This is a genomic window from Halorubrum sp. B53, assembly GCF_059752395.1.
Genome location: NZ_MWTH01000015.1, coordinates 504,910 through 530,889 on the forward strand (window position 1 = coordinate 504,910; position 25,980 = coordinate 530,889).

The window sequence follows — 25,980 nt, forward strand, 5'->3', positions numbered from 1 at the left end:
CGGCCAGTCCAGCGTCAGCGGCTCGCCGTCGAGCCGCTCGATGTAGGTGCGGTGGACCGCGACCGCCGTCCGGAGCGCGCCGGGGTCCTCGACGTAGTGCTCCAGCTTGGAGTTCGAGTAGTCCGCGTACTCCAGCAGGGTCGGCAGCGGCTCCTCGCCCGCCTCGTACTCCGCGACGTACTCGGCGAGGTCCGTCGGCGGGACTCTGACGTCGACGAACGGCGTCGCGTCCGCGCGGTCGAGGAAGGCGAAGACGTCGCGGGCCGACGCCGACTTATAAAAGTCGGCGAACGACTCGCGGACCGCCTCGTTGTACGTCGCGACCGGCTCGCGGAGGCGGTCGACGTCGGCGTCGAGGTCGGCGTCGGCCATCTCCGCGACCTCGCGCAGCTCGTCGAGCCGCGCGGCGAGGGCCTTCCGCGCCGCTCGCGCGTCCTTGCGCGCGGCGCGGTAGTCGTCGACCGCCTCGTCGCGGTCGGCGAGCAGGTCGACGTACTCGCCGGCGGGGTCGAGCGCCTCGCGGGCCGCCGCGAAGTCCGACTCGGAGAGCCGCTTCTTGTCGACCGCCTCGTCGGCGGCCGCGAACGCGTCGGCCGCGAGCGCGTCGTCGTCGACGTCGACCGCGTTCGCGAACTCGCCCTCGAACTGGACGTAGGCCGCGAAGTCGCCGCTGCCGACCGCGTCCTCCTCGTACTGGTCGAGCACGCGGTGGGCCCGCCGATACGTGTCCGCCGCGGCCTCGACGCGCTCCCGGCCGAGGTCGGCGATCCGTTCCTCGAGCCGCCGGAGCTCGTCGTAGCGCTCGCGCAGCGTCGCGGCCGCCTCGCCCGCCTCGGCGACCGGGTCGGTCTCGCCCGTCTTACTCTCCTCCGCGGCGCCGCTCATTCAGTACACCTCGTTGGGGTCGAAGACGCGCTCCCCGACGTGCTCGCCGTCGATCGTCCGGTGGAAGCAGGAGCGGTGGCCCGTGTGACACGCTCCCACATTCTGGTCGACGAGGTACAGCAGGGTGTCGGCGTCGCAGTCGACGCGCACCTCGCGGACCGCCTGCGTGTGGCCGGAGGAGCCGCCCTTGTGCCACAGCTCGTCGCGCGACCGGGAGTAGTAGTGGGCCTCGCCCGTCTCGCGGGTGCGGTCGAGCGCCTCCGGCGAGACGTACGCGAGCATCAGCACCTCGCCCGAGTCGGCGTCCTGGGCGATCGCGGGGACGAGCCCGTCCTCGCCGAAGTCGACGTCGATGCCGTCGCCCCCGTCCTCGCCGGCCCCGCTCGCTCCCGCGTCCGCGTCGGCGTCACTCATGTCTCGGCGGAGGCGCGGGGCTCGAATAGTCCTTTTGTCTGTTCCCGCCCGAGACGGTGGCGGCGCTACTCCCACCCGAGACGGTGCCGGCGTTACTCCCGCCGCAACACGAGCGCGTCGCCGTCGGCGTACGCGTCGGCGCGCCGGTCGACGACCTCGAAGCCGAGCCCGTCGTACAGCGCGAGCGCCCCCTCGTTGTCGGGGTGCGCCTGCAGCGTCACGGGTCCGTCCGCGTCCGCGATCGCGGCCGAGAGGAGGCCGCTGGCGCGCCCCTCGCGCCGGTGGTCCGGGTCGACGACGAGCTCGGCGACGTGGACGCCGGGCCGGTTCGGGGCGTCGACCGGGAGCAGGTAGCCGACGGTCCGGCCGTCCGCGACGCTCACGAGCGCCGACCCGACCGCGAGCCCGTACTCCAGGAGGTCCGGGTTCGGCCGCCGGAGGAACCCCTGCAGCTCGCGGATCCGGTCGGCGTCGGTCGGGCGGGCGGCCCGAACGCGCGGGTCGGAGGCGGCGGCGGACTCCTCGTCGTCGGCAGAGCGGGTCAAAACCCCGCCACCCCCAGCGCGGCCGCGACCGCGACCGCCGCCCCGGACAGCGTCGCGAGGAAGTTCACGGCCTGGTTGCCGACGCGCTCGCCCTCGACCACCGCGCCGAGGACGCTGTCGACGGTCATGCCGGCGACGCCCGCGAGGACGACGAGCCCGCCGCCGACGACCGGGTCGCCGACCGGCATCCCGACCGCGGCGAGGCCGCCGACGAGGAGCGCGCCCGCGAGCCCGGCGAGCTCGCCCTGCCACGTGATCGCGCCGTCGGTGCCGGGCTCGACCCGCCGGAGGGTCGTGACGAGCCGGGGCCCGTCGAACAGCCCGCCGATCTCCGAGGAGAGCGTGTCGGCCATCGCGGTGGCGGTCGCCCCGGCGAAGGCGAACGCGAAGGGGGCGGCCGGCACGCCGAGGTGGGGGGTCGCCGCGTAGCCGAGGAGCGCGGCCAAGGCGACCGCGGAGTTCGCCAGCACGTTGCCGGTGCCGCGGGCCCCCTCGTTCTCCTGGGCGACGCCGCGCGCGGCCTTCTCGTCGAACCGGTACTTGGAGGCGAGGCCGCCGACGGCGTAGAAGGCCATCAGCGTGAGGAACCAGCCGACGCCGCCGAGCACGACGGCGAGCAGGGCGGAGAGCACCCCGGTCAGCATGCCCGGGACCGAGGCGGTGCCGAGCGCGAAGGAGACGTAGCCGAGCGCGGCGGTCACGCCGAGCCCGAACGCGACGAGGGGGACCGTGACCGCCGGGTCGAGCGCGACGAACCCCCAGACCGCGAACGCGACGAGGATGACCGTGATGTGCGCGTCGCGGGCGAACACCAGCGACCGCACGAGCGCGGCGGTCAGCGCGGCCACGGACGCCAGGAAGACGAGGTCGGGGAGGGCGGTCGCCAGCGCCGACGTCGCCCCCGCGGGGTCGAGGCTCGGGGCCGGGGCGGGCCCGCCGAGGGAGAGGCCGCCGGCGACGCCGAGGAGCTCCGTCTGGAGGCGCACCGCGACCTGTCCGGCGAGGGCCGCGAGCGCGCCGACGCCGACGTAGCCGGCGACGAGCGGGAACTCGTCGCTCGTCGACCGGCCGACGAGCTCCCGGCCCAGTCGCCCGCCGCCGACGGCGAGCGCCGCCGCGGCGAACGCCTCGTACGGGAGCGGCGCGCGGGGGAGCGAGGCGAACAGCGCGAGGCCCGCGGCGGCGACCGAGAAGGCGACCAGTCCGTACAGCCGCTCCTCCTCCCGGTCGCCCGGGAGCGCGAGCGTCTCGAACCACTCGCCGTCGCGGATCCCGAAGAAGGCGAGGCCGGCGACGGCGAGGAAGGGCACGACGGCGGCGTCGCCGAGCGTCGGCGCGAGGGCCGCGAGCGCGGCCACGGCGGCGAAGGTACTCGCGCGTCGGAGCCTCCGTATCACACAGTCGGCTACCCGGGACGAGCACTTAACGGTCCCGACACCGGCCGGCGACCGCGGCGTCGGTCAGTATCGATACTCGTTGAACCGGACCGCGTGCCCCTCGATCACGCGGACCCTGCTTTCCGGGTCCTCGTCGTCGTCCCCGGTCGCCTCCTCGCGCGTGTCAACGTCACTCATACGCGACGGGAGGCGTCTGGCTCTTATAAACGTTAGCCACGGAGCGGAACTGATAGGGGCGGCGTGAGCGGGGCGAGCTGGCGGATGTCGGGAGAAGCGTGGTGGCGGATGTCGGGTGCGACGCCAGCGCCCCGCTCAGCCGATGACCCGGTCGATGTCACCGAGGTCGTCGAGCACGTAATCCGGCGTGACGTCGGCGGCGGCGAGCCGCTCCTCGTCGGTCACACCGGACCGGACGAGGACCGTCGTCATCCCCGCGCGCTCGCCGAGCGCGATGTCCGTGTTCAGGCGGTCGCCGACGACGAGGCACTCCTCGGGCGGGTAGGGAAGCCGCTCGCTCACCATCTCGATCGCGGGGTCCGACGGCTTGCCCAAGACGACGTCGGGCTCGCGCTCCGCGACGCCGGCGATCGCGTTGATCACCGCCCCGGAGCCGGGCGCGTCGCGCTCGGGGGCCGGGATGACAACGTCGGGGTCGGTGCCGATGAACGGCACGTCGCGCTCGAGCGTCCACATGGCGGTACAGAGGTCGTCGTAGTCGAAATTTCGGGAGATCGAGGCGACGAGGGCATCGGCGGCGTCGACGTCGTCGGTGGTCGAGAGCCCCGCCTCCGCGAACTGGTCGAGCAGCCCGGGATCGCCGATACACAGCAGGTCGTCGTCGGCGTGGTGCTCGCGGAGGTAGCGCGTCGTCACCGTCCCGGCCGTGAACACCCGGTCGGCGTCGACGTCGTACCCCGCGGCGCCGAGCCGGTCGACGTACGCGGGCGGCGCCTTGGTCGGGTTGTTCGAGACGAACAGCGTCTCGATCCCGGCCTCGCGGAGCCGACGGTAGCCCGCCGGAGCGCCCGGGATCGGATCGTTGCCTCGCACGACCGTGCCGTCCACGTCGATGACGGCGCCGCTGAATGCCATGTCCGTCGTCGGGGCGCCACGGCCGTAGTGGTTGTGGAGTGCGCCACGGTCGAGTGGTTGTGGAGTGCGCCACGGTCGAGTGGTTGCGGGGCCGTCGCGCCCGTCCCGCCGCACGCGGGTTCCAAATTCGGTACGGGTTTCACCTTCGGGATAACGGAAAGGTAAAGCGGCCCGACTCCCAACCAACGGTACTGTGACGACGACCCAGGTGACCCTCGTCCAGATCGACAACTACGGGCCGTGGACGACGACGCCGGAGCCGCGCCGGGAGATGGACCTCCAGACGCTCCAGTCGCGGCTCTTCGCCGACATCGCTCAGTTCGTCGGCCACCGCGACGCGTACGTCTTCTTCACGCGCTTCGACAACATGGTCGCGGTGACGAACGGCATGGACGGCGCGGCCCACGCGGCCCTCCAAGAATCGATCGGTAACCGCTACCCGGTGAGCGTCAGCCTCGGCACCGCGGTCGCCGAGCGACCGGTCGACGCGCTGGAGGACGCGAACCGCCGGCTCCAGGTGGAGGGAAGCGCGCAGGACGAGGCCCGGACCGAGGTGCTCGCCGGCGAGTACCTCACGGAGGCGACGGGCTCGGACCTCCAGGTCGCGCACTTCGACGTCGTCAACGCGACCGGCAAGTACACCGACCAGCTCAACGAGTTCGACACGTTCATCAACATCGAACAGGCGTACGCCTCCGTCATGCGGTACCTCCGGGAGCAGCACGGCGCGCTCTCCTTCTTCGTCGGCGGCGACAACATCATCTCGGTCTGCCCCGACCTCCCCGAGCGCGCGTTCGCCGATGCGGTCGCGCACGTCGAAGACGATGTGGGCGTGGAACTCCAAGTCGGCGTCGGCCGCGGCGCCTCCGCTCACGAGGCGGGGTTCGCCGCCAAGCACGCGCTGGAGGACTGCCGCCACGACGGCACGAGCGTCGAGCTGTTCGGCGTCCCCGCCGCCGGCGACTGAGCCGAGACTCGGGCCCGGCGGCCGGACCGCCCCGCCAGGGCCTCCGTTATCTGTTTTGATAACTACGGCTCCACGTTTATATAGACCGGTCGGGAATCCTCCGTCAACATGTCCGATGAGATAGTGTTCGTCTGCACGGCGGACGACTGCGACGAGGGGCCGTGGGAGGGGTCGCACGACGCGATGGCCCACTGCGCCGAGCACCCCGACCACGGCTACACCGGGCGACCGCGAGACGAGGTCGACGCGGAGACGGTCATCCCGGCGACGGCGACTCGGAAGCGGGACAACCGGAACCTCCAGCACAAGGGCCACCCGAAAGGCGCCCTCGCGCAGAACGACTGACCGCCCGCGAGAACGGTCCGCGACCGACGCCGGCGTCCGCAGCCCGTTGCCTCCTGCGGCCGCGTTCTCTCCACTGCGCCACCTCCGGTAGCGTTCTCTCGCCTACGTCATCCCCGGCCGCGTTCTCTCGCCTACGCCTCCTCGAAGAGCCCGAGGTCCTCGGCGACGAGGTCGGCGAGCTGATCTTTTAACGCCGGGTCGACCTCCGCCACCTCCTCGCCGTCGTGTTTCCCGTCGTTGTGTTTCGCGAGCGCGTCCGCCACGTCGGAGAGGGGGACGCTGGTCTCCGTCTCGCACTCGGTACAGACGATCGGGACGGACGGTTCGTCGGTGGACATACGTCGGGTAATCGCGGGTCGGCGATATATGCCTTCGGGAGGGCGACCCGGAGCCCCCCTCGCGAACCGCGCGTCCGCCCCGAACCGCCAGCGTCACCACGCCCCGGGCGCTATCGGCTCCCATGCGCGTCCTCGTGACCGGGGCGGCCGGCGGGATCGGCGGCGGCGTCGTCAGAACGCTCGCGGCCGCAGACCACGACGTGACCGGAATCGACCGCGACGCCGACGGGCTGGCCGCCCTCCCCGACGCCGCGGAGACGCACGCCCTCGATCTACGCGACGGCGACGCGGTCGAGGCGCTGCTCGCCGGGCGCGAGTTCGACCGCGTCGTCTCCTGCGTCGGCGGGTACGAGATCGCGGCGGTCGAGGACACCGCCGTGGACTCGTTCCGCCGCCAGCTCGACACGAACCTGACCGCGGTCCACACGGTCGTCCGGGCCGCGCTCCCGTCGATCCGCGAGCGCGGCGGCCGGATCGTCGTGGTCGGCTCGATGATCGGGTCGACCGCGCTCCCCTATCACGGCGCCTACAGCGCCGCGAAGGCCGGACTGCGGGGGTACGCCGACGCCCTCCGCCGCGAAGTCGAGCCCCACGGCGCGACGGTCGCGTTCGTCGAGCCCGGGCCGGTCCCGACCGGGTTCAACGAGCGCGCGGCCGCGGGGATTTCGGACCGGAACGCGAAGGACCCCGACGGCCCGTACGCCGACGCCTACCGGGCGTTCGAGGGGTACGCGCCCGCCGCGACCGACCTCGAGACCGTGGTCGAGCGGATCGTCGTCGCGGCAACGACCGAGCGGCCGCGCGCGGTCTACCGAGTGAGCCGCCGCGCGCGCTGGCTCCCGCGGCTGGCCGCGGTGCTCCCAGATCGGCTGTACGACCGCCTGGTCCGCGCCGGGCTCCCGGGCGGGGTGCTCGGGCGGCTCATCGATCGGTAGCGTCGCCGCCGTCGGGGGCCGCGTCCCCCTCGGTTGGGCCGTCGCCGGCGGCGTCCGCGTCGCCCGCGTCCACCCCTTCGCCGTCGCCCGCGGCTTCGGCGTCCGCCCCTTCGGCGTCGTCCGCGTCGCCCGCGGCGTCCGTCCCCGCGTAGAACTCCTCCGGCGTGGCGTCGATCCGCTCGAATTCGCCGAAGTCGCGCTCGTGGTGGCGGATCGTCTGCTCGACGATCCACGCGCTGTAGCGCTCGGAGTACTCCCAGTCGCCGTCCGCGTCGTCGACGTCGAACCGGTCGTCGGTGGCGAGCGCGGCGTACAGGTGGTAGAAGCCGAGGACGACGTCGCCGAACTCCTTCGCCTCCGCGCCGATCTCCCGGCGCTTCTCGACCAGTTCCTCGCGGCCCGCGTCGGTGAGTGCGAAGTACTTCCGGTCGGGCTCGTCGGCGCGCTCGACGCGCTCGGCGACGCCTTCGTCCTCGAACTTGTAGAGGATCGGGTAGAGCGAGCCGTACGAGGGCTCCCAGTGGCCGCCGCTGATCGCGGTGATCTCGCCCAGCAGCTCGTAGCCGTACCGGGGTCGCTCGTCGAGTAGCTCCAAGACGAGATACGAGATCAGTCCCTTCGGCGGTCCGCTCTTCCGCATCGTCACCTCCTTTACGGGAGACTCGGAAAGCGTTTCGGTCGGACGCGGACCGGCGGTCGCACCGCGAACGGATTCACGCGGGCGTCGTCGACGAGCGCGCTCACGCCTGCGAGTCGCTTCGAGACGACTCGTCCGACTCGGACGAGAGCGTCCGGATCGTTTCGTGAACCCCGAGGACGAGCGCCGGCACGACGATCATGAAGAGGTGTTCCTCGATCGGGATCCCGAACAGGTCGTACCCGGTGCGCATCGTGATCTCGAAGACGCCGACCTCCAGCGTGTACCAGTCCCAGAGGTACGCGATCGGGTACAGGGCGGCGATCGTCCGGGCAGACCGACGGAGCGCGCCGGCGTAGCGGAGCAGGGCGAGCGCGACCGCCCCGAAGGCGACCTCGGTGGCGAGGTACGTGTACGGACCGAACACGGTGATGTCGGGGAGCGGAGCGCCGGACAGCGGCCGGAACCAGACGGCCACGATCAGGAGGGCCAAGAAGACGTAGGCGCCGCGGATGAGTAGCATCGTCGCGATCGTCGGGCGGGCCGGTCTGGCCACCACCGCTACCGAGCCGAACGCCAGCGCCGCGGCCGGCGCCGACGGGGGGAACAGTCCGCCGACCGTCCCCCAGAGGACGCCGACGAGCCCGGTCATTAGCAGGGCGAACGCCAGCGTCCGGGCCCGCGGTCGGCCGAGCACCACCGAAACGGTCCGCTTGTCGATCGACCGGTCGTACGCGTAGTCCTGCTCGTCGTCGATGATCTTCACCCCGGCGAGCGTGACGAGGAAGACGAGCGCGAAGCCGAGTATCGTCGCGGTCACCTCGGTCGTCTGGACGTAGAACCCGCCGAGCAGCGCGAGCGCGATGCCGGTCGGGTACCCTAGCGTCGTGGTGAGCGGGTTCGTGTCGAGCTGCGGCGCGTGGAGGTACCCGATGAACCAGGTCGGGAGGGTGACGAGCGCGGCGCCCGGGCCGACGAGCGCGCCGAGCGCGAGCGTACAGGCGGCGAAGCCGACGCCGGCGGCGAGGAGGGAGAGCCGACAGCCGCGGACCGTCATGGGGTGGTCGTCGTCCTCGCCGCGGCGATGGAAGTCGACGTAGCCGTCCTTCACGTGCGCCGTGTACACCGCGAGGAAGATCGCGCTCATGTGGATCGCGCCAGCCGTGAGGCCGAACTCGCCGGCGACGGCCGCGCCGAACCACGAGGCCGCGAGCGGCGGCAACATGAACACCGGATGGACCTGCGAGAGCAACGCCCGCAGGTCCGCCCGCAGTCCCCGTTCGTGCCGAGCGATTGCCATGTGTTACCAACGCACTAATAACGATTAATCCTGTTGGGGGTTTCACAGGTACGCCCGCCCGACTCGCCGAGACGAGTTCTGTCCCGGAGACGGGGCGACGACTCGCAAACCCCTAAGGTCCGGGGCCCCAAGCCGAGGTATGGTCGAGGCACCACAGACCGAGGAGGGGTGGTTCGCGCTGCACGACTTCCGGTCGATCGACTGGGACGCGTGGCGCGACGCCCCCGAGCGGGAGCGACGCCGAGCGATCGAGGAGGGCGAGGCCTTCCTGAAACACCGCGAGCTGGTCGCCGACGCCGAGGAGGGCGACTCCGGGCTGTTCTCCGTGCTCGGGCACAAGGCCGACCTGCTGTTCGTCCACTTCCGGCCGTCGCTCGACGATCTCTCGTCGATCGAGCGCCGCTTCGAGGACACCGCCCTGGCGGCGTTCACCGAGCGGACGACCTCGTACGTCTCCGTCACCGAGGTCTCCGGCTACGTCTCGGACGCGTACTTCGAGGAGGGGCCGGAGGAGGTCGACGCCGGCCTCCGGCGGTACATCGAGGGGAAGCTGACGCCGGAGATCCCGGACGACGAGTACGTCTGCTTCTACCCGATGAGCAAGCGCCGCGGCGAGGAGTACAACTGGTACGACCTCGACTTCGAGGACCGCGCCGACCTCATGGCCGGTCACGGCGAGGTCGGCAAGGAGTACGCCGGCAAGATCAAGCAGGTGATCGCCTCCTCGGTCGGCTTCGACAGCCACGAGTGGGGCGTCACGCTGTTCGGATCGGATCCGACGGACATCAAGGACATCGTCTACGAGATGCGGTTCGACCCCGCCTCCTCGCGCTACGGCGAGTTCGGCGACTTCTACATCGGCCGGCGGTTCCCGCCCGCGGACCTGGGCGCGTACCTCGCGGGCGAGACGGTGCCCACGGGCGACGAGGGCGGTCACGGTGAGGGGGGCCACCACGGCGAAGGGGGTCACCACGGCGAGAGCGGCCACCACGGCGACGACGGTCACGGGAGCTACGGCGAGGGCCACGACCACGCCGGCGCCGGCGGCGGCTCCGCCAGCGGCGACCACCCGCACGGCGAGGAGGACGCGGGCGGCGAGGGCGACCACCCGCACGCGGGCGACGAGGGGGACGGCGGGGGCGTCTCCGACGAGGAGATCCGCGGCGAGCTCGCAGACCTGGACATCTACGCCGGGAAGCCGCACGGCGAGGACGTGTACGCGACCGTGCTGTACAGCGAGGCCGACGTCGACGAGCTGTTCGACGAGGTCGAGGGGCTCCGCGGCAACTTCGACCACTACGGCACCCACGTGAAGACGGCGGTGTACGAGGGCCGACACACCGACCGGGCCGCGGTCGTCTCCATCTGGGACACGGCCTCCGCCGCCGAGACCGCGGCCGGCTTCCTCTCGGAGCTCCCGGAGGTCGTCGCGCGGGCCGGCGAGGAGTCCGGCTTCGGCACGATGGGGATGTTCTACACCGTCAAGCCCGACTACCGCGAGGAGTTCGGCGACACGTTCGACGAGGTCGGCGACATTCTCGCGGAGATGAACGGCCACGTCGAGACCGACCTAATGAGCAACGTGGAAGACGAGAACGACATGTTCATCGCCAGCCAGTGGGAGGCGAAGGAGGACGCGATGACCTTCTTCGGCTCCGACGAGTTCCGGGAGACGGTGGAGTGGGGCCGCGAGGTGCTGGCCGACCGGCCGCGCCACGTCTTCCTGGCGTAGGCGAGGCGGTGCGCGGATCGCGATTTATAAGTGATCGCTCAAGTGGAGATCGGTTATTATTCGTTGCTGTCGATCGGCCGATCGCCGTTTGATTACTTATAAATGACTCCTGAAGACGGAACGAATGTCTCCGACGTCCCCGTCGTTTATTTATAAATCGTTGCCAGCGGAGCGACGGTGGACACCCCCAAAGCTCCGGTCGCTCGATTATAAATCGTTGCTGACGGATCGACGGTGAACACCTCCAAAGCCCCAGCCGGGAGGCGGGCGCACGCTCGCTGCGCTCCTCACTCGGTCGCTCACTACGTTCGCTCCCTCGTTGCGGTGCTTACATCGCCTGCGCCCGCCTCCCGGCTGCCCCTTTGAGCCCCGCCCCGCGCAGCACCGCTGGAAGACGGTCCTGCTCGCTCACTGCGTTCGCTGCGCGGGCTGCGACTTCCGTGCTCCCGCTCGTTCCACTCGCGGGACCGCAACCGCACCTCACACCTCCCCAGCCTCGTCAGTCGTCCTCCGCTTCGCTCCGGACGACTGACTCCCTCGCACGTGCTCCTCGCGATCGCCGAGGGCGACCGCTCGGAGGCGCGCGCCGCCGCACCGGCTCAATCGTTTATAAAATATTCCGTCGCTGCGCTCGCGGTGTCGATCGGTGCGGTGCCGGCGTCGACCGCCTGTTTTTAACTATCGGCTCGGCGAACGGAGGCGTATGTTCGACACGATCGTGGTCGCGACCGACGGCTCCGACAGCGTGCGCCGGGCCGTCGACGTCGCGGTCGACATCGCCGCCCGCTTCGACGCCGAGGTCCACGCCGTCTACATCGTCGACAGCGGCGAGGTCGAGTCCACCCCCGACGAGGTCCGAGAGGACCTCCGCGACGCGCTCGACGACCACGGCGAGGCGGCGCTCGAACAGGTCGCCGACGCCGCGGCGGAGCGCGACCCCGGACTGAACGTGACGGCCGAGGTGCGCGAGGGGCGGCCGGCCGCCGAGATCTCGGGGTACGCCCGGGATATCGACGCTGACGTCGTCGCGATGGGAACCCGCGGTCGCCACGGCGAGAACCGGTTCCTCATCGGCTCCGTCGCGGAGCGCGTCGTGCGCACCTGTCCGATCCCCGTGCTCACCGTCCGCCAGCTCACCGACGAGGACCAGCGCCGAACGACGATCTAAGGAGCGGACGCACCGAGGGGACGGGGCGACGCGCTCCGAGAACGGCGGAGTTTTCCCGCTTCCGCTCGGGTCGACGGTATGGACGACGATCTCATCGACGAGGCGGGGATCCCTCGCTCGCGGTACACGCGGCTGCCCGGCAAGGGCTTCTTCTACCCGGACTCGCTGGACGAGGAGCGCGCCGAGCGGCGAGCGAAGGAGGCGATCGAGGGGAGCGAGGCGGTCGTGATCGCCGACGGCGACGCCGACGGGCTCGCCTGCGCGGCGATGATCCGCGAGGCGTACGACGCCGCGCTCGACGCCGCCGACTTCGAGGCGGCCATCGCGGCTCGGCTCGCGGCGGGCGACGGGGAGGAGGACGAGGCGGAGACCGACGATGACGACGCGCTGACGGGCGAGGCGGACGGCGACGAGGACGGTCCCACCGCCGACGCCCACACGCGCTCGCCGGTCGGGCTGGTCTCAGCGGGGCCGTACTCGCTCGACGCGTCGCTCGAACGCGTGCTCGCGTACGCCGACGACGATATCGACCTGTTCGTCTGCGACCTCTGCCCGGACGACTACGAGTGGATCGCGGAGCCGCTGGAGGCGCTCGCGGAGGCGACCGACTCGATCCGGTGGTTCGACCACCACCAGTGGGACGACGAGACGGCCGCGGCGGTCCGCGAGCTCGGCGTCGATCTCGTGGTCGGCGAGTCCGACGAGGAGTGCACGGCCGACGTGACGCTCCGCTCGCTGGAGTACGCGTTCGACGACCGATGGGCCGAGCTGGCGGCGGTGACCCGCGACCACGACCTCTGGATCAAGGAGGACCCGCGCTCGGACGACCTCGCCGACTACTCCTACTGGGCCGGCGGCGAGGAGTACGCGACGGTCGTCGGCGCGTACGGCGCCGACCTCCCCGAGACCGTCGAGGCGTTCGTCGCCGACCGGCGCGTCGAGAAGGAGGCCCGGATCGACGCGGCCGTCGACCGCGCGGTCACCCACGAGGTCGGCGAGTGGAGCGTCGCGGTGACGTACGGTCGGTGCTCGCAGAACGAGGTCGCGGAGACGCTCCGCGAGGCGGGCGCCGACGCCGCGGTGATCGTCAAACCCGCCGGCTCCGCGTCGATCCGCGGCTCCGAGGGATTCCAGCACGCCCACGAGGTCGCCGGGAAGGTCAACGGCGGCGGCCACCCGCAGGCCGCCGGCTGCAAGCCGGACATCTACGACGACATGCTCGATTACGCCCAGCACTGGACGACCGAGGGGCAGGCCTGCAAGCGGGTCATCCTCGCCGCGTTCGAAGCTGTCGCCGAGGAGGTCGCGGCCGACGGGGAGTCGGCCGAGTCCGAGGCCGACGACGAGGAGTAAGCGGTCGTCCGCGGGCGAGGGGTGAACGAGGGCGATCGAGGGACGATCGAGGGACGAGCACGGGAGAAGCGCGGGCGAATCGCACACTTTCATGTCGCCCGGCGGCCCCCTCTCTCGCATGGCGGAGATCCTCGTGGCCGGCGAAACGCTGATCGACCTGCTCCCCGGGCCTGGGGAGACGCTCCGCGACGTCGACGGCTTCTCACACCGGCCGGGCGGCGCACCGGCCAACGTCGCGGTCGGGCTCTCCCGGCTCGGCGCGACGCCGGCGTTCTGGACCCGGCTCGGCGGCGACCCCTTCGGCGACTTCCTGCGCGAGACGCTCGTCGAGGAGGGCGTGCCGACGGTGGCCGTCGAACGGGTCGACGGCAACACCACCCTCGCGGTCGTCTCGCCGCCCGGCGTCGACGGGAGGCGGTTCCGGTTCTACGGCTCCCGGGACGTCGCGTTCGGCTTCGAGCCCGAGTCGGTCCCGGAGGACGCGCTGGCGTCGGCCTCGTGGGTTCACCTCGGCGGTGTCGCCCTGACGCACCCGGACGGGCGGGCGGCGATGCGCGAACTGGCCGCGACCGCCGCCGCGCACGGCTGTACGGTGTCGTTCGACGTCAACTACCGCGAGGACCTCGTGCCGGACGGCGAGCGCGAGGCCGTCGTCGACGCGGTCCGAGAGATCGTCGCCGACAGCGACGTGGTCTTCGCCAGCGACGAGGACGTGGCGGCGACGGGGCTCTCCTCGAAGGAGGGCGAAGCGCTCGGCCGCGACCTGCTGGCGCTCGGCCCGCACACCGCCGTCGTCACGCTCGGAGAGGCGGGCGCGGTCGTCACGAGCGCGGCGGCGGCGCCGTGGGGCGAACGGACCGCCCGCCACGCCGGCTTCGCGGTCGAGGCCGTGGACGCGACCGGCGCCGGCGACGCGTTCACCGCGGGGCTGATCGCTCGGTTGGCCGAGGGTGAGGCCGACACCGACCTCGACGAGGCGGTCGCGTTCGCCAACGCGACGGCTTCGATGTCGGTTCGAGAGGAGGGCGGGATGACGGCGCTCCCCGCGAAGGCGGACGTGGAATCGTTCCTCGCCGACCGTCGCTGAGGCGGCGCTCGGGCGGTCACCCGTTCAAAAAGTAACGCGTCCGGGACGCCGCCCTAGTCGTTCCGGCCGTGAACGTACGTCTGGTCGTGGTCCGGGAACACCTCGTCGACGGTCGCCTCGCCGTGCTCCTCCGCGATGAGGGTCCGGAGTTCGTCCTCGTAGTCGGCCTTCGGCACCTCCTCGCTCGGCCCCTGCTGGACGTCGAACGTCTCCTCGACGAGGCGGTCGACGGCGTGGCGGCCGAACCCCGACAGCGGGGAGATGTAGTCGACGCCGTGGCGGTCCTCTAAGCTCTGCGCCTGCGCTCGCGAGACCGTCGGCACCCGGTCGTCGCGGCGGGTGCCGTCCGCGACCGCGTCGACGTCGCGGCTCGCGATCGCCTCCAGCGCGTGCTCGTGGACGCGCTGGATCCCGTTGCGAGGGTAGCCGTCCTCGAGCATGGTCGCGGCGGCCTCCTCGGCCACCTCGCGGTCCAGCTCGACGCGCTCGAACGGGAACCCCAGCTCCGCGGCCGCCCGCTCGGCGTGCTCCCAGTCGTCGGTGAGTCCGAAGCTCCCGGTGACGCAGCGGACGTCGTAGAAGCGGTCGAGCAGGTGGGCGGCGAGCGAGGAGTCCTTCCCCCCGCTGTACAGGAGCGCGAGCTCCATCTATCGCCGCCGAATGTCGAAGCTCTGCTGGTCGGGCTGGAGCTCTTTCAGGAGGTCGCGCATCTGGTCCTCGTCGATCTGTCCCTGGATCCGGCCGCTCTGCGCGAGCGCCGCGACCTGCTGTTTCACCTTCTCGCCGAACTCCGGCTTCGACATCTCGACCGCGTTGAGCCGCTGGCGCGCGCCGTCCGTGAGGTACTGCTTGAGCACGGCCTCCTGCTGGGCGTCGGCGCGCTCCTGGGCCTCCCGCTGGGCCTCGGCGTCGCCGCCGCCGCCCTGCTGGCGCTCGCGGAGCTCCTCCATCTTCTTCTCTCGCAGTTCCTCCAGCCGTTCGTCGTCGGGGTTCTCGCTCATACGAGGGCCTTCACGGTCCGCGCGAAAAACGATTTCGGAGGGAGCGGGGGCGATCGCGGCGCGACCGACGGTCGGGTCGAGATCGCCGAACCGGCCTCAGGGTCGGCCGACCGCGATCGCCGCGGCGATACCGACGGTCCGCGTCGCTTAAACGCCTCCTCGGCGTAGCCGCCGGTAATGAGCGAGTCGCGGGAGTTCTGTCCGCGGTGCGGCGATCCGGTCCCGGAGCGGCGCGAGCCGCTCCCCGGCGAGCCGCGCGGACGGGACGCGCTGTTGTGTGACGACTGCTACTTCGAGGACTTCGATCTCGTCGACGCGCCCGACCGGATCGAGGTGCTGGTCTGTTCGGGTTGCGGCGCGGTCCGACGCGGCGAGTCGTGGCGCGACGTCGGCGCGCGCGATTACACCGACGTCGCCGTCGACGAGGTCGCGGAGGCGCTCGGGGTCCACGTCGACGCCACCGACGTCGAGTGGGGCGTCGAGCCGGAGCAGGTCGACGAGAACAACGTCCGGATGCACTGCCGCTTCTCGGGCGTCGTCCGGGGGACGCTCCGCTCCGCGGAGGTCACGGTCCCGGTGAAGATATCGCGGGGGACCTGCGACCGCTGCGGGCGGCTCGCCGGCGGCTACTACGCCGGCACGGTGCAGGTGCGCGCGGACGAGCGCGACCTGACGCCCGCGGAGCGCGCCGAGGCGCTCGAGATCGCCGAGTCGTACGTCGCCGAGCAGGAGGCGGACGGCGACCGCGAGGCGTTCATCACGGAGGTGAAGGAGACCGACGACGGGCCGAATGTCAAGCTCTCCTCGAACCGGCTCGCGCAGAACGTCGCGACCCGGATCACCGACGCGCTCGGCGGGAGCTTCGAGTCGTACCCGACGCTCGTCACCGAGGACGGCGACGGCAACGAGGTGTACCGCGTGACGTTCGCGGTCCGGCTCCCTCGGTACGCCGAGGGCGAGATCATCGACCCCGAGGACGGCGACGGCCCCGTGCTCGTCACGGGCGTCTCCGGGCGCCTGCAGGGCGTGCGGCTCGCGACGGGCGAGGCGTACACCTCCGACTTCGAGGACGCGGAGGCGCCGGACGCGACCCGCCTCGGCACCCGGGACGACGCGACGGAGACGACGGTGGTGACGGTGGAAGACGAGAACGCGATCCAGGTGCTCGACCCCGTCACCTACGAGGCGAAGACGGTCCCGAACCCCGACTTCGTCGACGGCGACGCCGACAGCGTGCTGGCGTTCGAGCACGGGGGCGACGTCCACCTCGTCCCCGAGGAGTAGGTCGCGGGCGTCACGCACCTATCTAAAAATCGGCGCCGGTAGAATCCGCAGGATGTGAGACGCCTAGCCCCGAGGAGAGATGACGGGAACAGCAGCGTTCGATAGCGGGAGTAGGTGTTGCAGATCGATGGCAACGATGAGATAGTTAAATAGTGACGAGTAACGGCGCTAATTGCTTATAAACGGCTCTGCGGTGGCGCGTGCCTCCGAGCGGTCGCCCTCGGCGACCGCGAGGAGCACGTGCGAGGGAGTCAGTCGTCCGGAGCGAAGCGGAGGACGACTGACGAGGCTGGGGAGGCGTGAGGTGCGGTGCGGTTGCGGTCCCGCGAGTGGAACGAGCGGGAGCACGGAAGTCGCAGCTCGCGCAGCGAACGCAGTCAGCGAGCAGGACCGTCTTCCGATGGTCGGGTGGGACTCAAAGGGGCAGCCGCGAGGACGGCGCAGGCGAGGTAAGCACCGCAGGGAGCGAGTGAAACGAGCGACTGAGGAGCGCAGCGAGCGTGCGCCGTCCTCGCGGCTGGGGCTTTGGAGGGCTTCACCGTCGTCTCGTCAGCAACGACGTATCAACGAGCGGCTGGAGCTTTGGCGGTGTTCACCGCAGCGTCGTCGTTATTTATAAACAGCCGATTGCAACACCTCTCGTTTACTTATAAACAACGCGCAAACCGATCTACGACACTCACTTCCACTATCGATCGGACAGCACCGGTTAGCGACCGGGCGTGTCGAGCGAGAATATCCCTAGAGAACCGGACGCGTACGACGACCGATCAAGACCTGCAGACCTGCGCGTCGAGATCAGTCGGCTCGGGCGGTCGACTCGTTTCCGAGCGCGGCGGCGCGCTCGGAGTCAGTCACGTCGATGCCGCGGCGCTCCAACTGCTCGACGAACTCGGCCTCGCTGAGGCCCGCCTGTGCGGCCGCCTGAGAGAGTGTCAGCGTTCGCGCTCCGTACAGCGTCAGCGCACTCGTGAGGCCCTTCGTTGCCATACTCACAGTAGGCCCGTGAAGGTTTATGAAGGTTACTAATTGATTGAGGTCCATGATACACCTTATACGATATATATTGACGGACGATCAGCTCGGCGGCGTATAACCACTACCGAGGACGGCCCGCAGGAATTATGCCGCTCTACGGCGCAGAGGAGGTATGAACAGACAACAGATCTTCGCGCTGTTTTTCGCGTTCCTCATGGTGAGCTCCATGGCCGCCTGGGGCATTTCGCTGCTGTAGGGCGTATCGCACGCCGCACGGCGTAGCGCGTCGGTTCAGCCGTCGCCCCAGACGTCGGAGAGCGGGTGGTTCTCGCGCCGATCGGCGTCGGCCTCCGACCGGGTCCGGGTCCCTCCGGCGTCGCCGCCGCGTCCGGTTCCGTCCGCCGATTCGTCGGCGTCGACCGCGTCGATTCCGCCGGTCGCGGCGCCCCCGGACCCTTCCGCGTCGGAGCCGCCGCGAGCGGACGCGCCGCCACCGCCCGTCCGCTTCCGTCCGGCTCGGGCGGGACCGGAGGGGTCGGCGTCGATCCCGGCGAGCGCGGCGGCGGGGTCGAAGTCGGGCAGATCGGGCGTCGTCATCGCGTCGATCTGGTCCCGAAACCACGGCGGTATGTCGGCGCGCGCGCGGTCGAAGAGGTCCAGCAGGGAGTCGTCCGCGAGGTACGTCGCGCCGTGATCGTCCGGGGCGCGGACGACGCGACCGCACGCCTGGATGACGGTCCGGAGCGCCGTCCGGTGGTACCACGCCCACTGGTCGTCCGCGAGCCGGCGGGCGACGCGGGAGTCGTTCGTGTTGCGGTACGGCGCCTTACACACCACCTGCCAGCGGCAGCGGTCGCCTTTCAGGTCCAGCGCCTCCTCCATCTTCACGGAGACGAACACCTCCGGGTCATCGCTCGCCTTCCACGCCGACAGCTCCGCGTCGCGGTCCTCGCGCCCGTGACGCCGGACCCGTGCGGCGACGCCGAACTCGCCCAGCAGCTCGGTGATCCGCCCGGCGATGTCGTACGAGTGCGCGTGGATCAGCCCCTTCTCGTTCGGATGGCGGGCCATGAGCCGCACGATCAGGCGGGCGATCTCCGGTATCGTCTCGTCGCGGTGCTCGTAGGTCATCGACCCCCGCGTCACGTCGAACAGCGGGCGGTGCTCCAGCGGGAACGTGTGGGGGACGTCGACGAGGGCGACGTCGGCGGGGTCGAGCCCGATCCCGCGGCAGAACGCCTCCTTCGAGAGGATGGTGGCGGACAGCAGCGCGAACCGGTTCCCGCGGTCCCACACCGTGTGCCGGAGGTAGCGGGCCGGGTCCAGCGGCTTGATCGCGAGCGGCGACCCCTCACCGCCGGACTGGTCGACGACCCACGTCGTGGGCGAGTCGAGGTCGCGGTAGTCCTCTAAGAACCAGCCGAGCTCGCTTATCAGCTCCTGGAGGCGGTCGCGGCGCGCGACCTCCTCGCGGTCGAGCTCGGGCCGCCCCGTCAGCTCGTCTTTCGCCCGCTTCGCGACGTCGCGGAGCGAGCCGACGAACCGGGCGGTGCGGTCGAGCGCGTCCTCCTCCGGGCCGGCGTCGGCCTCGACGTCGGGGACGCTCACCTCGTCCCAGACGGGGACGCGGTCGGGCGAGAGCTCGATCGTCGCGTACATCTCCGCCCACTCGGCGAGCCCGTGCGCCTCGTCGATCACGACCACGTCGCGCTTGCGGAACACCTCGGAGCCCGCGGTGCGCATGAAGTACGCTAACGTCAATGCGGCGTGGCGGTTCCCGGAGGCGATCGCGCGGTCGGAGAAGTACGGACAGCGGTGTTTCACGGAGCAGTCGAACCCCTGCTGGCGGACGCAGGGCGCGCGGTTGACCGGCGTGTCGTGCTCGCCGGGGAGGATGCAGTCGTAGTTCGATTTTCCCCGAATGACCGCCAGGTCGTCGAGCAGGTCGTCGGCCTCGACGTCGTCGATCTGCGACACCTGCGGCGTCGTGTAGTAGGCGCCCGTCGCCTCGCTCGGCGCCGTCTCGTCGACCGTCGCGGCCGCGCCCATCACGGCCCGCGCGAGCAGCGACTTCCCGCTGCCGGTCGGCGCGCGCACGAGGACGACCTCGTTGCCGGCGGCGAACGCGTCGCGGATATCCGCGAGCGCTCGCTCCTGCGCGCCGCGGAAGCTCGGGGCGGGAAACTCGGCAGGGATCCGGTCGGGGTCCACAGGGGTCCCTCGCCCCCTCCCGGGATTAAACCCTCGCCTCGCGGTCGATCCGTCGGCCTCGATCAACCGGCCGACTCGTCTTCGTCTCCCGCTGTCTCCTCGTCGGTCGTCTCCTCCTCGTCTCCACCGTCGTCGGCGGTCTCGTCATCGTCGGCCCCATCGTCGGCGGTCTCGTCCTCGTCTCCTCCGTCACCGGCGTCAGCGGTCTCCCCTTCGTCGTCCGCACTCCCGCTACTCCCCGTTTCCTCGTCGCCCGGGCGTTCTCCAGCGATCTCCTCGCCCAGGTCGGCGGCCTCGCCCGGTTCCTCGTCGCTCTCGGCCGGCCCTCCCGTCTGCGGCTGGTCGAACCCGAGGAACCGGTTCGCGAGCACTTCGAGGGACTGCAGCGTCGTGCTCACGTAGAGGCCGGCCAGGAACGCGAGCCCCGCCACGTATCGGGGGCCGGTGAACTCTCCGGCCCCCCCGTCGGTTCCGGTGAACGCGAACCCCAACAGGTACACGCCCGCGACGAGCGGAAGCGCGGCGAGCGTCCGACTGAGGACCTTGAGCCGGTACCGCCCCTTCCGGTCGAACCGGCGGGCGAAGGTGGTGAACGCGTACACGGTCGCCCCGAGGAACCCGAACAGGTACACCCCCGGCGGGATCCGCAGTTCGGTACCGAGGGCTCCCGTCGACGAGAGGACGACCGCAGTCAACGTCGCGAGGATCAGTCCCCAGTAAAAGATCCGGCCGACGCGCGAATCGTACCAGGACACCCGCTGCCTCTCGGTCGCCATGCGACTCCGTACGTGTCAATATATAATAAATTATTGCCAAGAATTCGCCCCGCGACCGAATGAACTCGAAACTACCCGATCGTTTATACTGTTCGGACGGGTGGGGGAGGGTATGCACTGGCAGGAGGCGGAACGGGAGTTCGCGGACGACGTCGTCGCCCGGGAGACGCTCCCGCGCACCTTCGAGCGGTCGGCCGAGCGCAACGCCGACCGGACCGCTCAGCGGTACAAGGGCGGGGTCTACGACCGCTCGCTGGTCTCCGAAGGCGTCGTCCCGCCCGCGGCCGACGGCGAGTACGCCGACGTCACCTACGACGAGATGCGCGGTATCGTCCGCCGGCTCGCGGCGGGGTTCCGCGAGCTCGGCGTCGACGGCGACACCCGCGTGGCGCTGTACGCGCAGACCCGGATGGAGTGGGCCCAAACCGACTTCGCGGTGTTGGCCGCGGGCGCGGTGGTGACGACCGTCTACGCCTCCTCGTCGCCGAGCCAAGTCCGGTACCTGCTGGAGGACCCCGGCGCGACCGTCGTCGTCGTCGAGAACCGCGACCTCCTCGACGAGGTGCTCGCCGTCGCCGGCGACCTCTCGCACGACCTCGACGCGGTCGTCTCGTTCGACGACGTGGACGCGGACGAGCTCGACTTCGGCGACGGTAGCGACGGCAGCGGCGACGCGTCGGGCGGCGACGGGGACGCGTCGGGCGGCGACGGCGACGACACCGCCCTCGGGGCCGACGACGTGTACACCCTCGGCGCCGTCCACGAGCTGGGCGCCGAGGCCTTCGACGCGGAGGCCTACGAGGGGTGGATCGACGCGGTCGACGTCGACGACCTCGCCAGCCTCATCTACACCTCCGGGACGACGGGGAAGCCGAAGGGCGTCCGGCTCACCCACGCGAACTTCCGGGACAACGTCTCGCAGTGTTACCGCCGCTTCGCCGACCGACCGGACCGCGACCCGGACGTGCCGGGGATCGCGGCCGAGTCGACGACGCTCTCGTTCCTCCCCCTCGCGCACGTCTTCGAGCGCATGGCCGGCCACTACATGATGTTCGCGGCGGGCGCGACGGTCGGGTACGCCGAGAGCCCCGACACCCTCCGCGAGGACTTCGGGCTCGTGCGGCCGACGACGACCACCAGCGTCCCGCGCGTCTACGAGAAGCTGTACGACGCGATCCGCGAGCAGGCGAGCGAGTCGCCGGTGAAAGAGCGGATATTCGAGTGGGCGGTCGACGTCGGGCGCGCCCACCACGAGGCCGACAGCCCGGGCCCCCTGCTCGACGCGAAGCGCGCGGTCGCCGACCGACTGGTGTTCTCGTCGGTCCGGGACGCGATCGGCGGCAACGTCGACTTCTTCATCTCGGGCGGCGGGTCGCTGTCGGCCGAGCTGTGCGCGTTATACCACGGGATGGACCTCCCGATCTTGGAGGGGTACGGGCTCACGGAGACCTCGCCCGTCATCAGCGTCAACCCCCCGGAGGCGCCGAAGGTCGGCACCATCGGCCCGCCGGTCGTCGACACCGAGATTGCGATCGACGACACGGTCGTCGGCGAAGAGGTCGCAGACCTCGCCGGCGACGTGGGCGAGCTGCTCGTCCGCGGCCCGCAGGTGACCGACGGCTACTGGAACCGGCCGGACGCGACCGCCGACGCGTTCACCGAGGCCGGCAGACTCCCGTCGGACGCCGTCACGGCGGGCACGCCACCCGAGGACCGCGACGGCGACCCCGACGAGCCCTGGTTCCACACCGGCGACATCGTGCAGCTCCGGCCGGACGGGTACATCGCCTTCCGCGAGCGCGCCAAGCAGCTGCTCGTGCTCTCGACCGGCAAGAACGTCGCGCCGGGACCGATCGAAGACCGGTTCGCCGCCAACGAGTTCGTCGAGCAGTGCGTCGTGCTCGGCGACTCCCAGAAGTTCGTCTCCGCGCTCATCGTCCCGAACTTCGAGCGGCTCGCGGCGTGGGCGGAGACGCGGGGGATCGACCTCCCCGGCGACCGGGAGGGGATCTGCCGGGACGAGCGGGTCCGCGAGCGGATCCAGACGGAGGTCGACCGCGTGAACGAGGAGTTCGAACCGTACGAGCGGATCAAGCGGTTCAGGCTGGTAGCGGAGGAGTTCACCGAGGAGAACGACCTGCTCACGCCGACGATGAAGAAGAAGCGGCGCAACATCCTCGACCGCTTCGCCGACGAGGTCGAGCTGATCTACGACGAGGAGTAGGCGGCGCGTCCAGTCAGTCGTCGCCCGGCACGGGACCGGCGTCGTCGACGCCGGCGGCGTCGGAACGCGCGTCGTCGACGGGTTCGCCGAACGCGTACACCGTGTTGTGACCGGTCACCTCGACCTCCAGGAAGTCGCCCACCTCGACGCCGCGATCGCTCGCGTTCTGGACGATGATCTGGCGGTAGGCGGAGTCCCGGCACTTCACGGAGTCGCCGGTGCCCTCCTCGACGACGAGCACCTCGTAGCGCTCGCCGACCATCGACTCGTACGCCTCGCCGACGACCTCCATCTTCAGCTCCGACATCGCCTTCGAGCGCTCCTTCTTGACCGTCCCGCCGAGCCCCTTCATGTCGGCGGCGTCCGTGCCGGGGCGCTTCGAGAAGCGGGTGACGTTGATCTTCTCCGGGCGGACCTCGGCGAGGAGGTCCATCGACAGCTCGTGGTCGGCGTCGCTCTCGGTCGGGAAGCCGACGATGAAGTCGGTCGAGAGCGTCCAGTGGTCGAGCCGGTCGTCGAACGTCTCGACCACCTCGCGGAACTTGTCGACGCGGTGCTGCCGCCGCATCTCCTCCAGCACGTCGTCGGAGCCCGACTGGACCGGCGCGTGGATGAAGTCGTACAGCTCCTCGTTCTCCGCGAACACGTCGGCGAGCTCCTCGTGGATCCCGTGGATGCCGCCGGGGTTCGCCATCCCGAGCCGGACCCGGAACTCGCCGTCGATGTCGCAGATGCGGTCGAGCAGCTCCGGGAGCTTCCGGTCGCCGGTATCCCAGCCGTAGACGCCGGTGTCCTGCCCGGTCACCCGGATCTCCTTGGCGCCGGCGTGGACCAGCGCACGGGCCTTCTCGACGTTCTCCTCGACCGGCGGGGAGTCGACCCGGCCGGTCGCGAACTTCGTGATGCAGTACGAGCAGTTGCTCATGCAGCCGCGGGCGATGGGGAGGAGGCCCACGACGCCGTCGAGGACCGGCTCGGCGTCGGGCGTGGTCGTCGGGCACTCCCCGTTGAGCGCGTACGTGGGAACCTCGTCCCAGTGGAGAATCTCGGCGTCGACACCGGCCTCCTCGAACAGCTCGCCCTGCGCGAGCGCCATGCAGCCCGTGACGACGAGGTCGGCGGTCGTCTCCTGGAGCTCCTCGGCGCGGCGGAGCATGTTCCGCTCCGTCTTCTCGACGACCGTGCAGGTGTTGAGGATGGCGACGTCGGCGTCCTCGGGTCCGTCGGCCGGGCGGTGGCCGCCGTCGCGAAGCGCGCGCTCTATCTCCCGGCTCTCACCCCGGTTCGAACTACAGCCGTAGGTTTCGATGTGGTACGTCGCCATCGAGTGTGCGTAGTAACCGACGCGCGGTCAAAAGGACGACGGATCGGCGTCGACTGCGCCGCGTGCGTACGGTGGGAGTGGGATTCGAACCACGGTCGCTCCCTGTCGGTCGCTCTCTGATTCGAATCCCCGCACGAGACGCCCGCGGCGCGGAGTGCGCCGCGTGCGTACGGTGGGAGTGGGATTCGAACCCACGAGGCCTTCCGGCCACCTGCTTTCCAAGCAGGCACGTTCGTCCACTCCGTCATCCCACCGAGCGACCACGTCAGGTCAGCGACGGCGAACCGCGAACGGGTGCCGGCGAACCGCGAGGCGACGAAACGAGCGCCGGCTCGCTTCAGTTCCCCTCGTCGACGACCTCGAAGAGGCTCCCCCAGTTCTCGGCGTCTCCGCTTTCGGGGAGCATGTCCCTGAGCTGGTGGAAGTCCGATTCCGGGACCTGCGACCGGACGACGTCCACGATCACCCGGGCGTGATAGGCCGCGTCGGCCGGGTCCGTTCCCTCGATCTCGCTCACCCGCTCGACGAACTCCTGCCAGTCGAAGCGCTGACCGTGTTCGTGGACCGCGCCGGTCAGGTACCACTTGATCTCGATGGGCAGCGAGGCGGCGAGGTCCTCGGCGTTGCCCTCGGGGATCCGCTGCCCGAGCGTCATGAGCGTCGCCCGGATCGCCCGCACCGTCTCTCCCGTCCCGGAAAGCTCGAGCCGGTGCTGTACGTCGCCGGTGAATTCGTCGAAGTTCATGCGTGAGGGTTCTCACCGAGAGGATGTCAATAGTGCGTAACGTTCTCATCGCATGGAAACGACCCACCGGCCCGCCGTCGCCGTTCGACCGCGGCAGGGACCGGTGGGTCGTCGGACCGGCGGCCGCGGCGCTACCGCGCGCTCTCGTATATCTCGACCCCCGAGGAGGCGCCGATCCGGGTCGCCCCCGCGGCCACCATCTCGAGCGCCTCCTCGAAGGAGGCGATCCCACCCGACGCCTTGATTTCGGTGTCCGAACCGACCGCCTCGCGGATCGCCGTTATCTCCTCGGTGGCCGTCGGCCCGTCGTACCCGACGGCCGTCTTGACGAAGTCGGCGCCGCCCTCCTCGACGAGTCCGGCGGCCCGCCGTATCTCCGACGGCGTCAGGGCGGGCGATTCGATGATACACTTCAGCGTCTTCTCGCCGACCGCGTCTTTCACCGCTTCGACGTCGTCGACGACGGCGTCGTGGTCGCCGTTCGCGAACGCGGTCCTGTTCATGACCATGTCGAACTCGTCGACGTGCTCGTGGAGCGCTTCGACCTCGCTCCGCTTGGCCGCCGAGTTCTGTATCCCGTACGGGAACCCGATCACCGCGACGACGTTCGCCTCGCCGGCGAGCAGTTCGCTCGCGAGCTCGGCGTGGTACGGAACGACGACGGCCGACCGGAACCCGTATTCGAGGACCTCGGTACAGAGGGACCGTATCGCTTCTTCGCTCGCGGTCGGGTCGACGTTGGTGTGATCGATGACCGACGCGATCCGCTCCGGATCGTCTCGGATAGTACTCTCTAATGACATGTCTTGTTCTACAACCCGGAGCGGTAAATACGTCTGCCGTCGAAACGCGCCGACGGCCCCGGAAGGAAACAGAGCGGTCCCGCGTTCAGTCCTCGGCGACCGCGGCCGCCGTGGGCGCCTCGGTGTCGGCCTCCGAGGCGGCGTCCGGCTCGGCCTCGGTCGGGCGTTCCGACTCGGGGACCGGCGCGTACACCGACCGACGGGCGTCGCGGGGACAGAGCCCCTCCTCGACGAGCCCGACCTCGGTCAGCTTCTCGATCGCGAACCGGACGGTTCGGGTCGAAAGGCGGGTCTCCTCGGCGAGCCCGGTCTGGTCGAACCGGCCCTCCTCGTCGAGGACGTAGTAGACCAGTTTGGCGCTCGGGGGAAGCGGCGAAAGCAGCTCGCGGGCACTGTCGTCCATACACTACGTACACGGGCGAGTCGTCAATAACCGTGG

At 70.6% G+C, this 25,980-nt stretch carries 26 protein-coding genes and 1 tRNA gene; 9 read left to right on the forward strand and 18 right to left on the reverse strand.

Going from position 1 to position 25,980, the window contains the following annotated elements; genetic code table 11:
* From B4V06_RS15160 to B4V06_RS15180, 5 genes are all read right to left on the reverse strand, one after another.
* Nucleotides 1-885 (reverse strand): DUF7118 family protein (locus B4V06_RS15160; protein WP_498170496.1); only part of this gene is annotated, 885 nt, incomplete at its 3' end.
* The gene (hisI, locus tag B4V06_RS15165; protein WP_498170497.1) at nucleotides 886-1,299 is read right to left on the reverse strand and encodes a phosphoribosyl-AMP cyclohydrolase; all 414 of its coding nucleotides are present in this window, start codon (nucleotides 1,297-1,299) and stop codon (nucleotides 886-888) included.
* Nucleotides 1,300-1,391: 92 nt separating this feature from the next.
* Complete coding sequence (locus B4V06_RS15170; RefSeq protein WP_498170498.1) at nucleotides 1,392-1,844, reverse strand: GNAT family N-acetyltransferase; 453 nt, start codon at nucleotides 1,842-1,844, stop codon at nucleotides 1,392-1,394.
* A complete protein-coding gene (locus tag B4V06_RS15175; RefSeq protein WP_123112819.1) occupies nucleotides 1,841-3,241 on the reverse strand; it encodes a DUF92 domain-containing protein in 1,401 nt (466 codons plus the stop codon). The genes B4V06_RS15170 and B4V06_RS15175 overlap by 4 nt, the downstream gene beginning before the upstream one ends.
* Before the next feature lie 312 nt (nucleotides 3,242-3,553).
* On the reverse strand, nucleotides 3,554-4,333 hold the full coding sequence (locus B4V06_RS15180) for an HAD-IIA family hydrolase (protein ID WP_498170500.1): 780 nt from the start codon (nucleotides 4,331-4,333) through the stop codon (nucleotides 3,554-3,556).
* A 193-nt stretch (nucleotides 4,334-4,526) separates the two neighbouring features.
* On the opposite strand from B4V06_RS15180, the gene B4V06_RS15185 reads away from it, so the two are divergent.
* Nucleotides 4,527-5,300, forward strand: coding sequence for a GTP cyclohydrolase III (locus B4V06_RS15185; RefSeq protein ID WP_123112821.1), 774 nt, complete (start codon nucleotides 4,527-4,529; stop codon nucleotides 5,298-5,300).
* A gap of 108 nt (nucleotides 5,301-5,408) precedes the next feature.
* Nucleotides 5,409-5,645: a hypothetical protein gene (locus B4V06_RS15190; RefSeq protein ID WP_123112822.1), complete on the forward strand. Its 237-nt coding sequence runs from the start codon at nucleotides 5,409-5,411 to the stop codon at nucleotides 5,643-5,645.
* 131 nt (nucleotides 5,646-5,776) lie between these two features.
* Here the strand turns inward: B4V06_RS15190 and B4V06_RS15195 are convergent, their stop codons facing one another.
* A complete protein-coding gene (locus B4V06_RS15195) occupies nucleotides 5,777-5,983 on the reverse strand; it encodes a DUF8149 family protein (RefSeq protein WP_123112823.1) in 207 nt (68 codons plus the stop codon).
* Nucleotides 5,984-6,105: 122 nt separating this feature from the next.
* On the opposite strand from B4V06_RS15195, the gene B4V06_RS15200 reads away from it, so the two are divergent.
* Nucleotides 6,106-6,918 (forward strand): SDR family NAD(P)-dependent oxidoreductase, encoded by an 813-nt coding sequence (locus B4V06_RS15200; RefSeq protein WP_498170502.1) that lies wholly within the window; start codon nucleotides 6,106-6,108, stop codon nucleotides 6,916-6,918.
* Here B4V06_RS15200 and B4V06_RS15205 read toward each other — a convergent pair.
* Nucleotides 6,905-7,558 carry a PadR family transcriptional regulator gene (locus B4V06_RS15205; RefSeq protein ID WP_498170503.1) on the reverse strand — a complete coding sequence of 218 codons (654 nt, stop codon included), beginning with the start codon at nucleotides 7,556-7,558 and terminating at the stop codon, nucleotides 6,905-6,907. The genes B4V06_RS15200 and B4V06_RS15205 overlap by 14 nt on opposite strands.
* Before the next feature lie 100 nt (nucleotides 7,559-7,658).
* Complete coding sequence (locus B4V06_RS15210) at nucleotides 7,659-8,855, reverse strand: lycopene cyclase domain-containing protein (protein ID WP_498170504.1); 1,197 nt, start codon at nucleotides 8,853-8,855, stop codon at nucleotides 7,659-7,661.
* Nucleotides 8,856-8,994: 139 nt separating this feature from the next.
* Between B4V06_RS15210 and B4V06_RS15215 the strand changes: the two genes are divergently transcribed.
* The 4 genes from B4V06_RS15215 (at nucleotide 8,995) to B4V06_RS15230 (ending at nucleotide 14,195) form a co-directional block, all read left to right on the forward strand.
* Nucleotides 8,995-10,587 (forward strand): heme-binding protein, encoded by a 1,593-nt coding sequence (locus tag B4V06_RS15215; protein WP_498170506.1) that lies wholly within the window; start codon nucleotides 8,995-8,997, stop codon nucleotides 10,585-10,587.
* A 703-nt stretch (nucleotides 10,588-11,290) separates the two neighbouring features.
* A complete protein-coding gene (locus B4V06_RS15220) occupies nucleotides 11,291-11,755 on the forward strand; it encodes a universal stress protein (RefSeq protein WP_123112826.1) in 465 nt (154 codons plus the stop codon).
* A 78-nt stretch (nucleotides 11,756-11,833) separates the two neighbouring features.
* Nucleotides 11,834-13,108 (forward strand): DHH family phosphoesterase, encoded by a 1,275-nt coding sequence (locus tag B4V06_RS15225; RefSeq protein ID WP_123112827.1) that lies wholly within the window; start codon nucleotides 11,834-11,836, stop codon nucleotides 13,106-13,108.
* A 118-nt stretch (nucleotides 13,109-13,226) separates the two neighbouring features.
* The gene (locus B4V06_RS15230; RefSeq protein WP_123112828.1) at nucleotides 13,227-14,195 is read left to right on the forward strand and encodes a carbohydrate kinase family protein; all 969 of its coding nucleotides are present in this window, start codon (nucleotides 13,227-13,229) and stop codon (nucleotides 14,193-14,195) included.
* A gap of 53 nt (nucleotides 14,196-14,248) precedes the next feature.
* Here B4V06_RS15230 and B4V06_RS15235 read toward each other — a convergent pair whose 3' ends face one another.
* Entirely contained in the window at nucleotides 14,249-14,842 is a 594-nt protein-coding gene (locus tag B4V06_RS15235) for a DUF7411 family protein (RefSeq protein WP_123112829.1), read from the reverse strand.
* A complete protein-coding gene (locus B4V06_RS15240; RefSeq protein WP_123112830.1) occupies nucleotides 14,843-15,196 on the reverse strand; it encodes a DNA-binding protein in 354 nt (117 codons plus the stop codon). It lies immediately after the preceding gene.
* Between the two features lie 177 nt (nucleotides 15,197-15,373).
* Between B4V06_RS15240 and B4V06_RS15245 the strand changes: the two genes are divergently transcribed.
* Nucleotides 15,374-16,480 carry a 60S ribosomal export protein NMD3 gene (locus tag B4V06_RS15245; RefSeq protein WP_498170508.1) on the forward strand — a complete coding sequence of 369 codons (1,107 nt, stop codon included), beginning with the start codon at nucleotides 15,374-15,376 and terminating at the stop codon, nucleotides 16,478-16,480.
* A 798-nt stretch (nucleotides 16,481-17,278) separates the two neighbouring features.
* Here B4V06_RS15245 and B4V06_RS15250 read toward each other — a convergent pair.
* The 3 genes from B4V06_RS15250 to B4V06_RS15260 all read right to left on the reverse strand — a co-directional run bounded on the left by B4V06_RS15250 (nucleotide 17,279) and on the right by B4V06_RS15260 (nucleotide 20,445).
* Nucleotides 17,279-17,470: a DUF7317 family protein gene (locus B4V06_RS15250; protein WP_123112832.1), complete on the reverse strand. Its 192-nt coding sequence runs from the start codon at nucleotides 17,468-17,470 to the stop codon at nucleotides 17,279-17,281.
* Between the two features lie 279 nt (nucleotides 17,471-17,749).
* The gene (locus tag B4V06_RS15255) at nucleotides 17,750-19,669 is read right to left on the reverse strand and encodes a helicase C-terminal domain-containing protein (RefSeq protein WP_498170509.1); all 1,920 of its coding nucleotides are present in this window, start codon (nucleotides 19,667-19,669) and stop codon (nucleotides 17,750-17,752) included.
* A 62-nt stretch (nucleotides 19,670-19,731) separates the two neighbouring features.
* Entirely contained in the window at nucleotides 19,732-20,445 is a 714-nt protein-coding gene (locus B4V06_RS15260) for a hypothetical protein (RefSeq protein WP_498170510.1), read from the reverse strand.
* 112 nt (nucleotides 20,446-20,557) lie between these two features.
* Here B4V06_RS15260 and B4V06_RS15265 point away from each other — a divergent pair, with 112 nt between their 5' ends.
* Nucleotides 20,558-22,669, forward strand: coding sequence for an AMP-dependent synthetase/ligase (locus tag B4V06_RS15265; protein WP_498170512.1), 2,112 nt, complete (start codon nucleotides 20,558-20,560; stop codon nucleotides 22,667-22,669).
* A 13-nt stretch (nucleotides 22,670-22,682) separates the two neighbouring features.
* Here B4V06_RS15265 and B4V06_RS15270 read toward each other — a convergent pair whose 3' ends face one another.
* The 5 genes from B4V06_RS15270 to B4V06_RS15290 all read right to left on the reverse strand — a co-directional run bounded on the left by B4V06_RS15270 (nucleotide 22,683) and on the right by B4V06_RS15290 (nucleotide 25,944).
* Nucleotides 22,683-23,993: a tRNA (N(6)-L-threonylcarbamoyladenosine(37)-C(2))-methylthiotransferase gene (locus B4V06_RS15270; RefSeq protein WP_123112836.1), complete on the reverse strand. Its 1,311-nt coding sequence runs from the start codon at nucleotides 23,991-23,993 to the stop codon at nucleotides 22,683-22,685.
* Nucleotides 23,994-24,163: 170 nt separating this feature from the next.
* Nucleotides 24,164-24,247: transfer RNA gene (locus tag B4V06_RS15275), tRNA-Ser, on the reverse strand.
* An 83-nt stretch (nucleotides 24,248-24,330) separates the two neighbouring features.
* Nucleotides 24,331-24,738, reverse strand: a complete 408-nt coding sequence (locus B4V06_RS15280) for a DUF2267 domain-containing protein (protein ID WP_123112837.1) — start codon at nucleotides 24,736-24,738, stop codon at nucleotides 24,331-24,333.
* A 131-nt stretch (nucleotides 24,739-24,869) separates the two neighbouring features.
* Entirely contained in the window at nucleotides 24,870-25,541 is a 672-nt protein-coding gene (gene deoC / locus B4V06_RS15285; RefSeq protein WP_123112838.1) for a deoxyribose-phosphate aldolase, read from the reverse strand.
* 85 nt (nucleotides 25,542-25,626) lie between these two features.
* The gene (locus B4V06_RS15290; protein ID WP_123112839.1) at nucleotides 25,627-25,944 is read right to left on the reverse strand and encodes a helix-turn-helix domain-containing protein; all 318 of its coding nucleotides are present in this window, start codon (nucleotides 25,942-25,944) and stop codon (nucleotides 25,627-25,629) included.
* Between the last annotated feature and the right edge of the window lie 36 nt (nucleotides 25,945-25,980).

Coding starts and splice junctions, on each gene's coding strand:
- hisI (WP_498170497.1), bottom strand. CDS start 1,299: ATGAGTGACGCCGACGCGGACGCGGGAGCGAGCGGGGCCGGCGAGGAC.
- B4V06_RS15180 (WP_498170500.1), bottom strand. CDS start 4,333: ATGGCATTCAGCGGCGCCGTCATCGACGTGGACGGCACGGTCGTGCGA.
- B4V06_RS15190 (WP_123112822.1), top strand. CDS start 5,409: ATGTCCGATGAGATAGTGTTCGTCTGCACGGCGGACGACTGCGACGAG.
- B4V06_RS15195 (WP_123112823.1), bottom strand. CDS start 5,983: ATGTCCACCGACGAACCGTCCGTCCCGATCGTCTGTACCGAGTGCGAG.
- B4V06_RS15200 (WP_498170502.1), top strand. CDS start 6,106: ATGCGCGTCCTCGTGACCGGGGCGGCCGGCGGGATCGGCGGCGGCGTC.
- B4V06_RS15205 (WP_498170503.1), bottom strand. CDS start 7,558: ATGCGGAAGAGCGGACCGCCGAAGGGACTGATCTCGTATCTCGTCTTG.
- B4V06_RS15210 (WP_498170504.1), bottom strand. CDS start 8,855: ATGGCAATCGCTCGGCACGAACGGGGACTGCGGGCGGACCTGCGGGCG.
- B4V06_RS15215 (WP_498170506.1), top strand. CDS start 8,995: ATGGTCGAGGCACCACAGACCGAGGAGGGGTGGTTCGCGCTGCACGAC.
- B4V06_RS15220 (WP_123112826.1), top strand. CDS start 11,291: ATGTTCGACACGATCGTGGTCGCGACCGACGGCTCCGACAGCGTGCGC.
- B4V06_RS15225 (WP_123112827.1), top strand. CDS start 11,834: ATGGACGACGATCTCATCGACGAGGCGGGGATCCCTCGCTCGCGGTAC.
- B4V06_RS15230 (WP_123112828.1), top strand. CDS start 13,227: ATGGCGGAGATCCTCGTGGCCGGCGAAACGCTGATCGACCTGCTCCCC.
- B4V06_RS15235 (WP_123112829.1), bottom strand. CDS start 14,842: ATGGAGCTCGCGCTCCTGTACAGCGGGGGGAAGGACTCCTCGCTCGCC.
- B4V06_RS15240 (WP_123112830.1), bottom strand. CDS start 15,196: ATGAGCGAGAACCCCGACGACGAACGGCTGGAGGAACTGCGAGAGAAG.
- B4V06_RS15245 (WP_498170508.1), top strand. CDS start 15,374: ATGAGCGAGTCGCGGGAGTTCTGTCCGCGGTGCGGCGATCCGGTCCCG.
- B4V06_RS15250 (WP_123112832.1), bottom strand. CDS start 17,470: ATGGCAACGAAGGGCCTCACGAGTGCGCTGACGCTGTACGGAGCGCGA.
- B4V06_RS15260 (WP_498170510.1), bottom strand. CDS start 20,445: ATGGCGACCGAGAGGCAGCGGGTGTCCTGGTACGATTCGCGCGTCGGC.
- B4V06_RS15265 (WP_498170512.1), top strand. CDS start 20,558: ATGCACTGGCAGGAGGCGGAACGGGAGTTCGCGGACGACGTCGTCGCC.
- B4V06_RS15270 (WP_123112836.1), bottom strand. CDS start 23,993: ATGGCGACGTACCACATCGAAACCTACGGCTGTAGTTCGAACCGGGGT.
- B4V06_RS15280 (WP_123112837.1), bottom strand. CDS start 24,738: ATGAACTTCGACGAATTCACCGGCGACGTACAGCACCGGCTCGAGCTT.
- deoC (WP_123112838.1), bottom strand. CDS start 25,541: ATGTCATTAGAGAGTACTATCCGAGACGATCCGGAGCGGATCGCGTCG.
- B4V06_RS15290 (WP_123112839.1), bottom strand. CDS start 25,944: ATGGACGACAGTGCCCGCGAGCTGCTTTCGCCGCTTCCCCCGAGCGCC.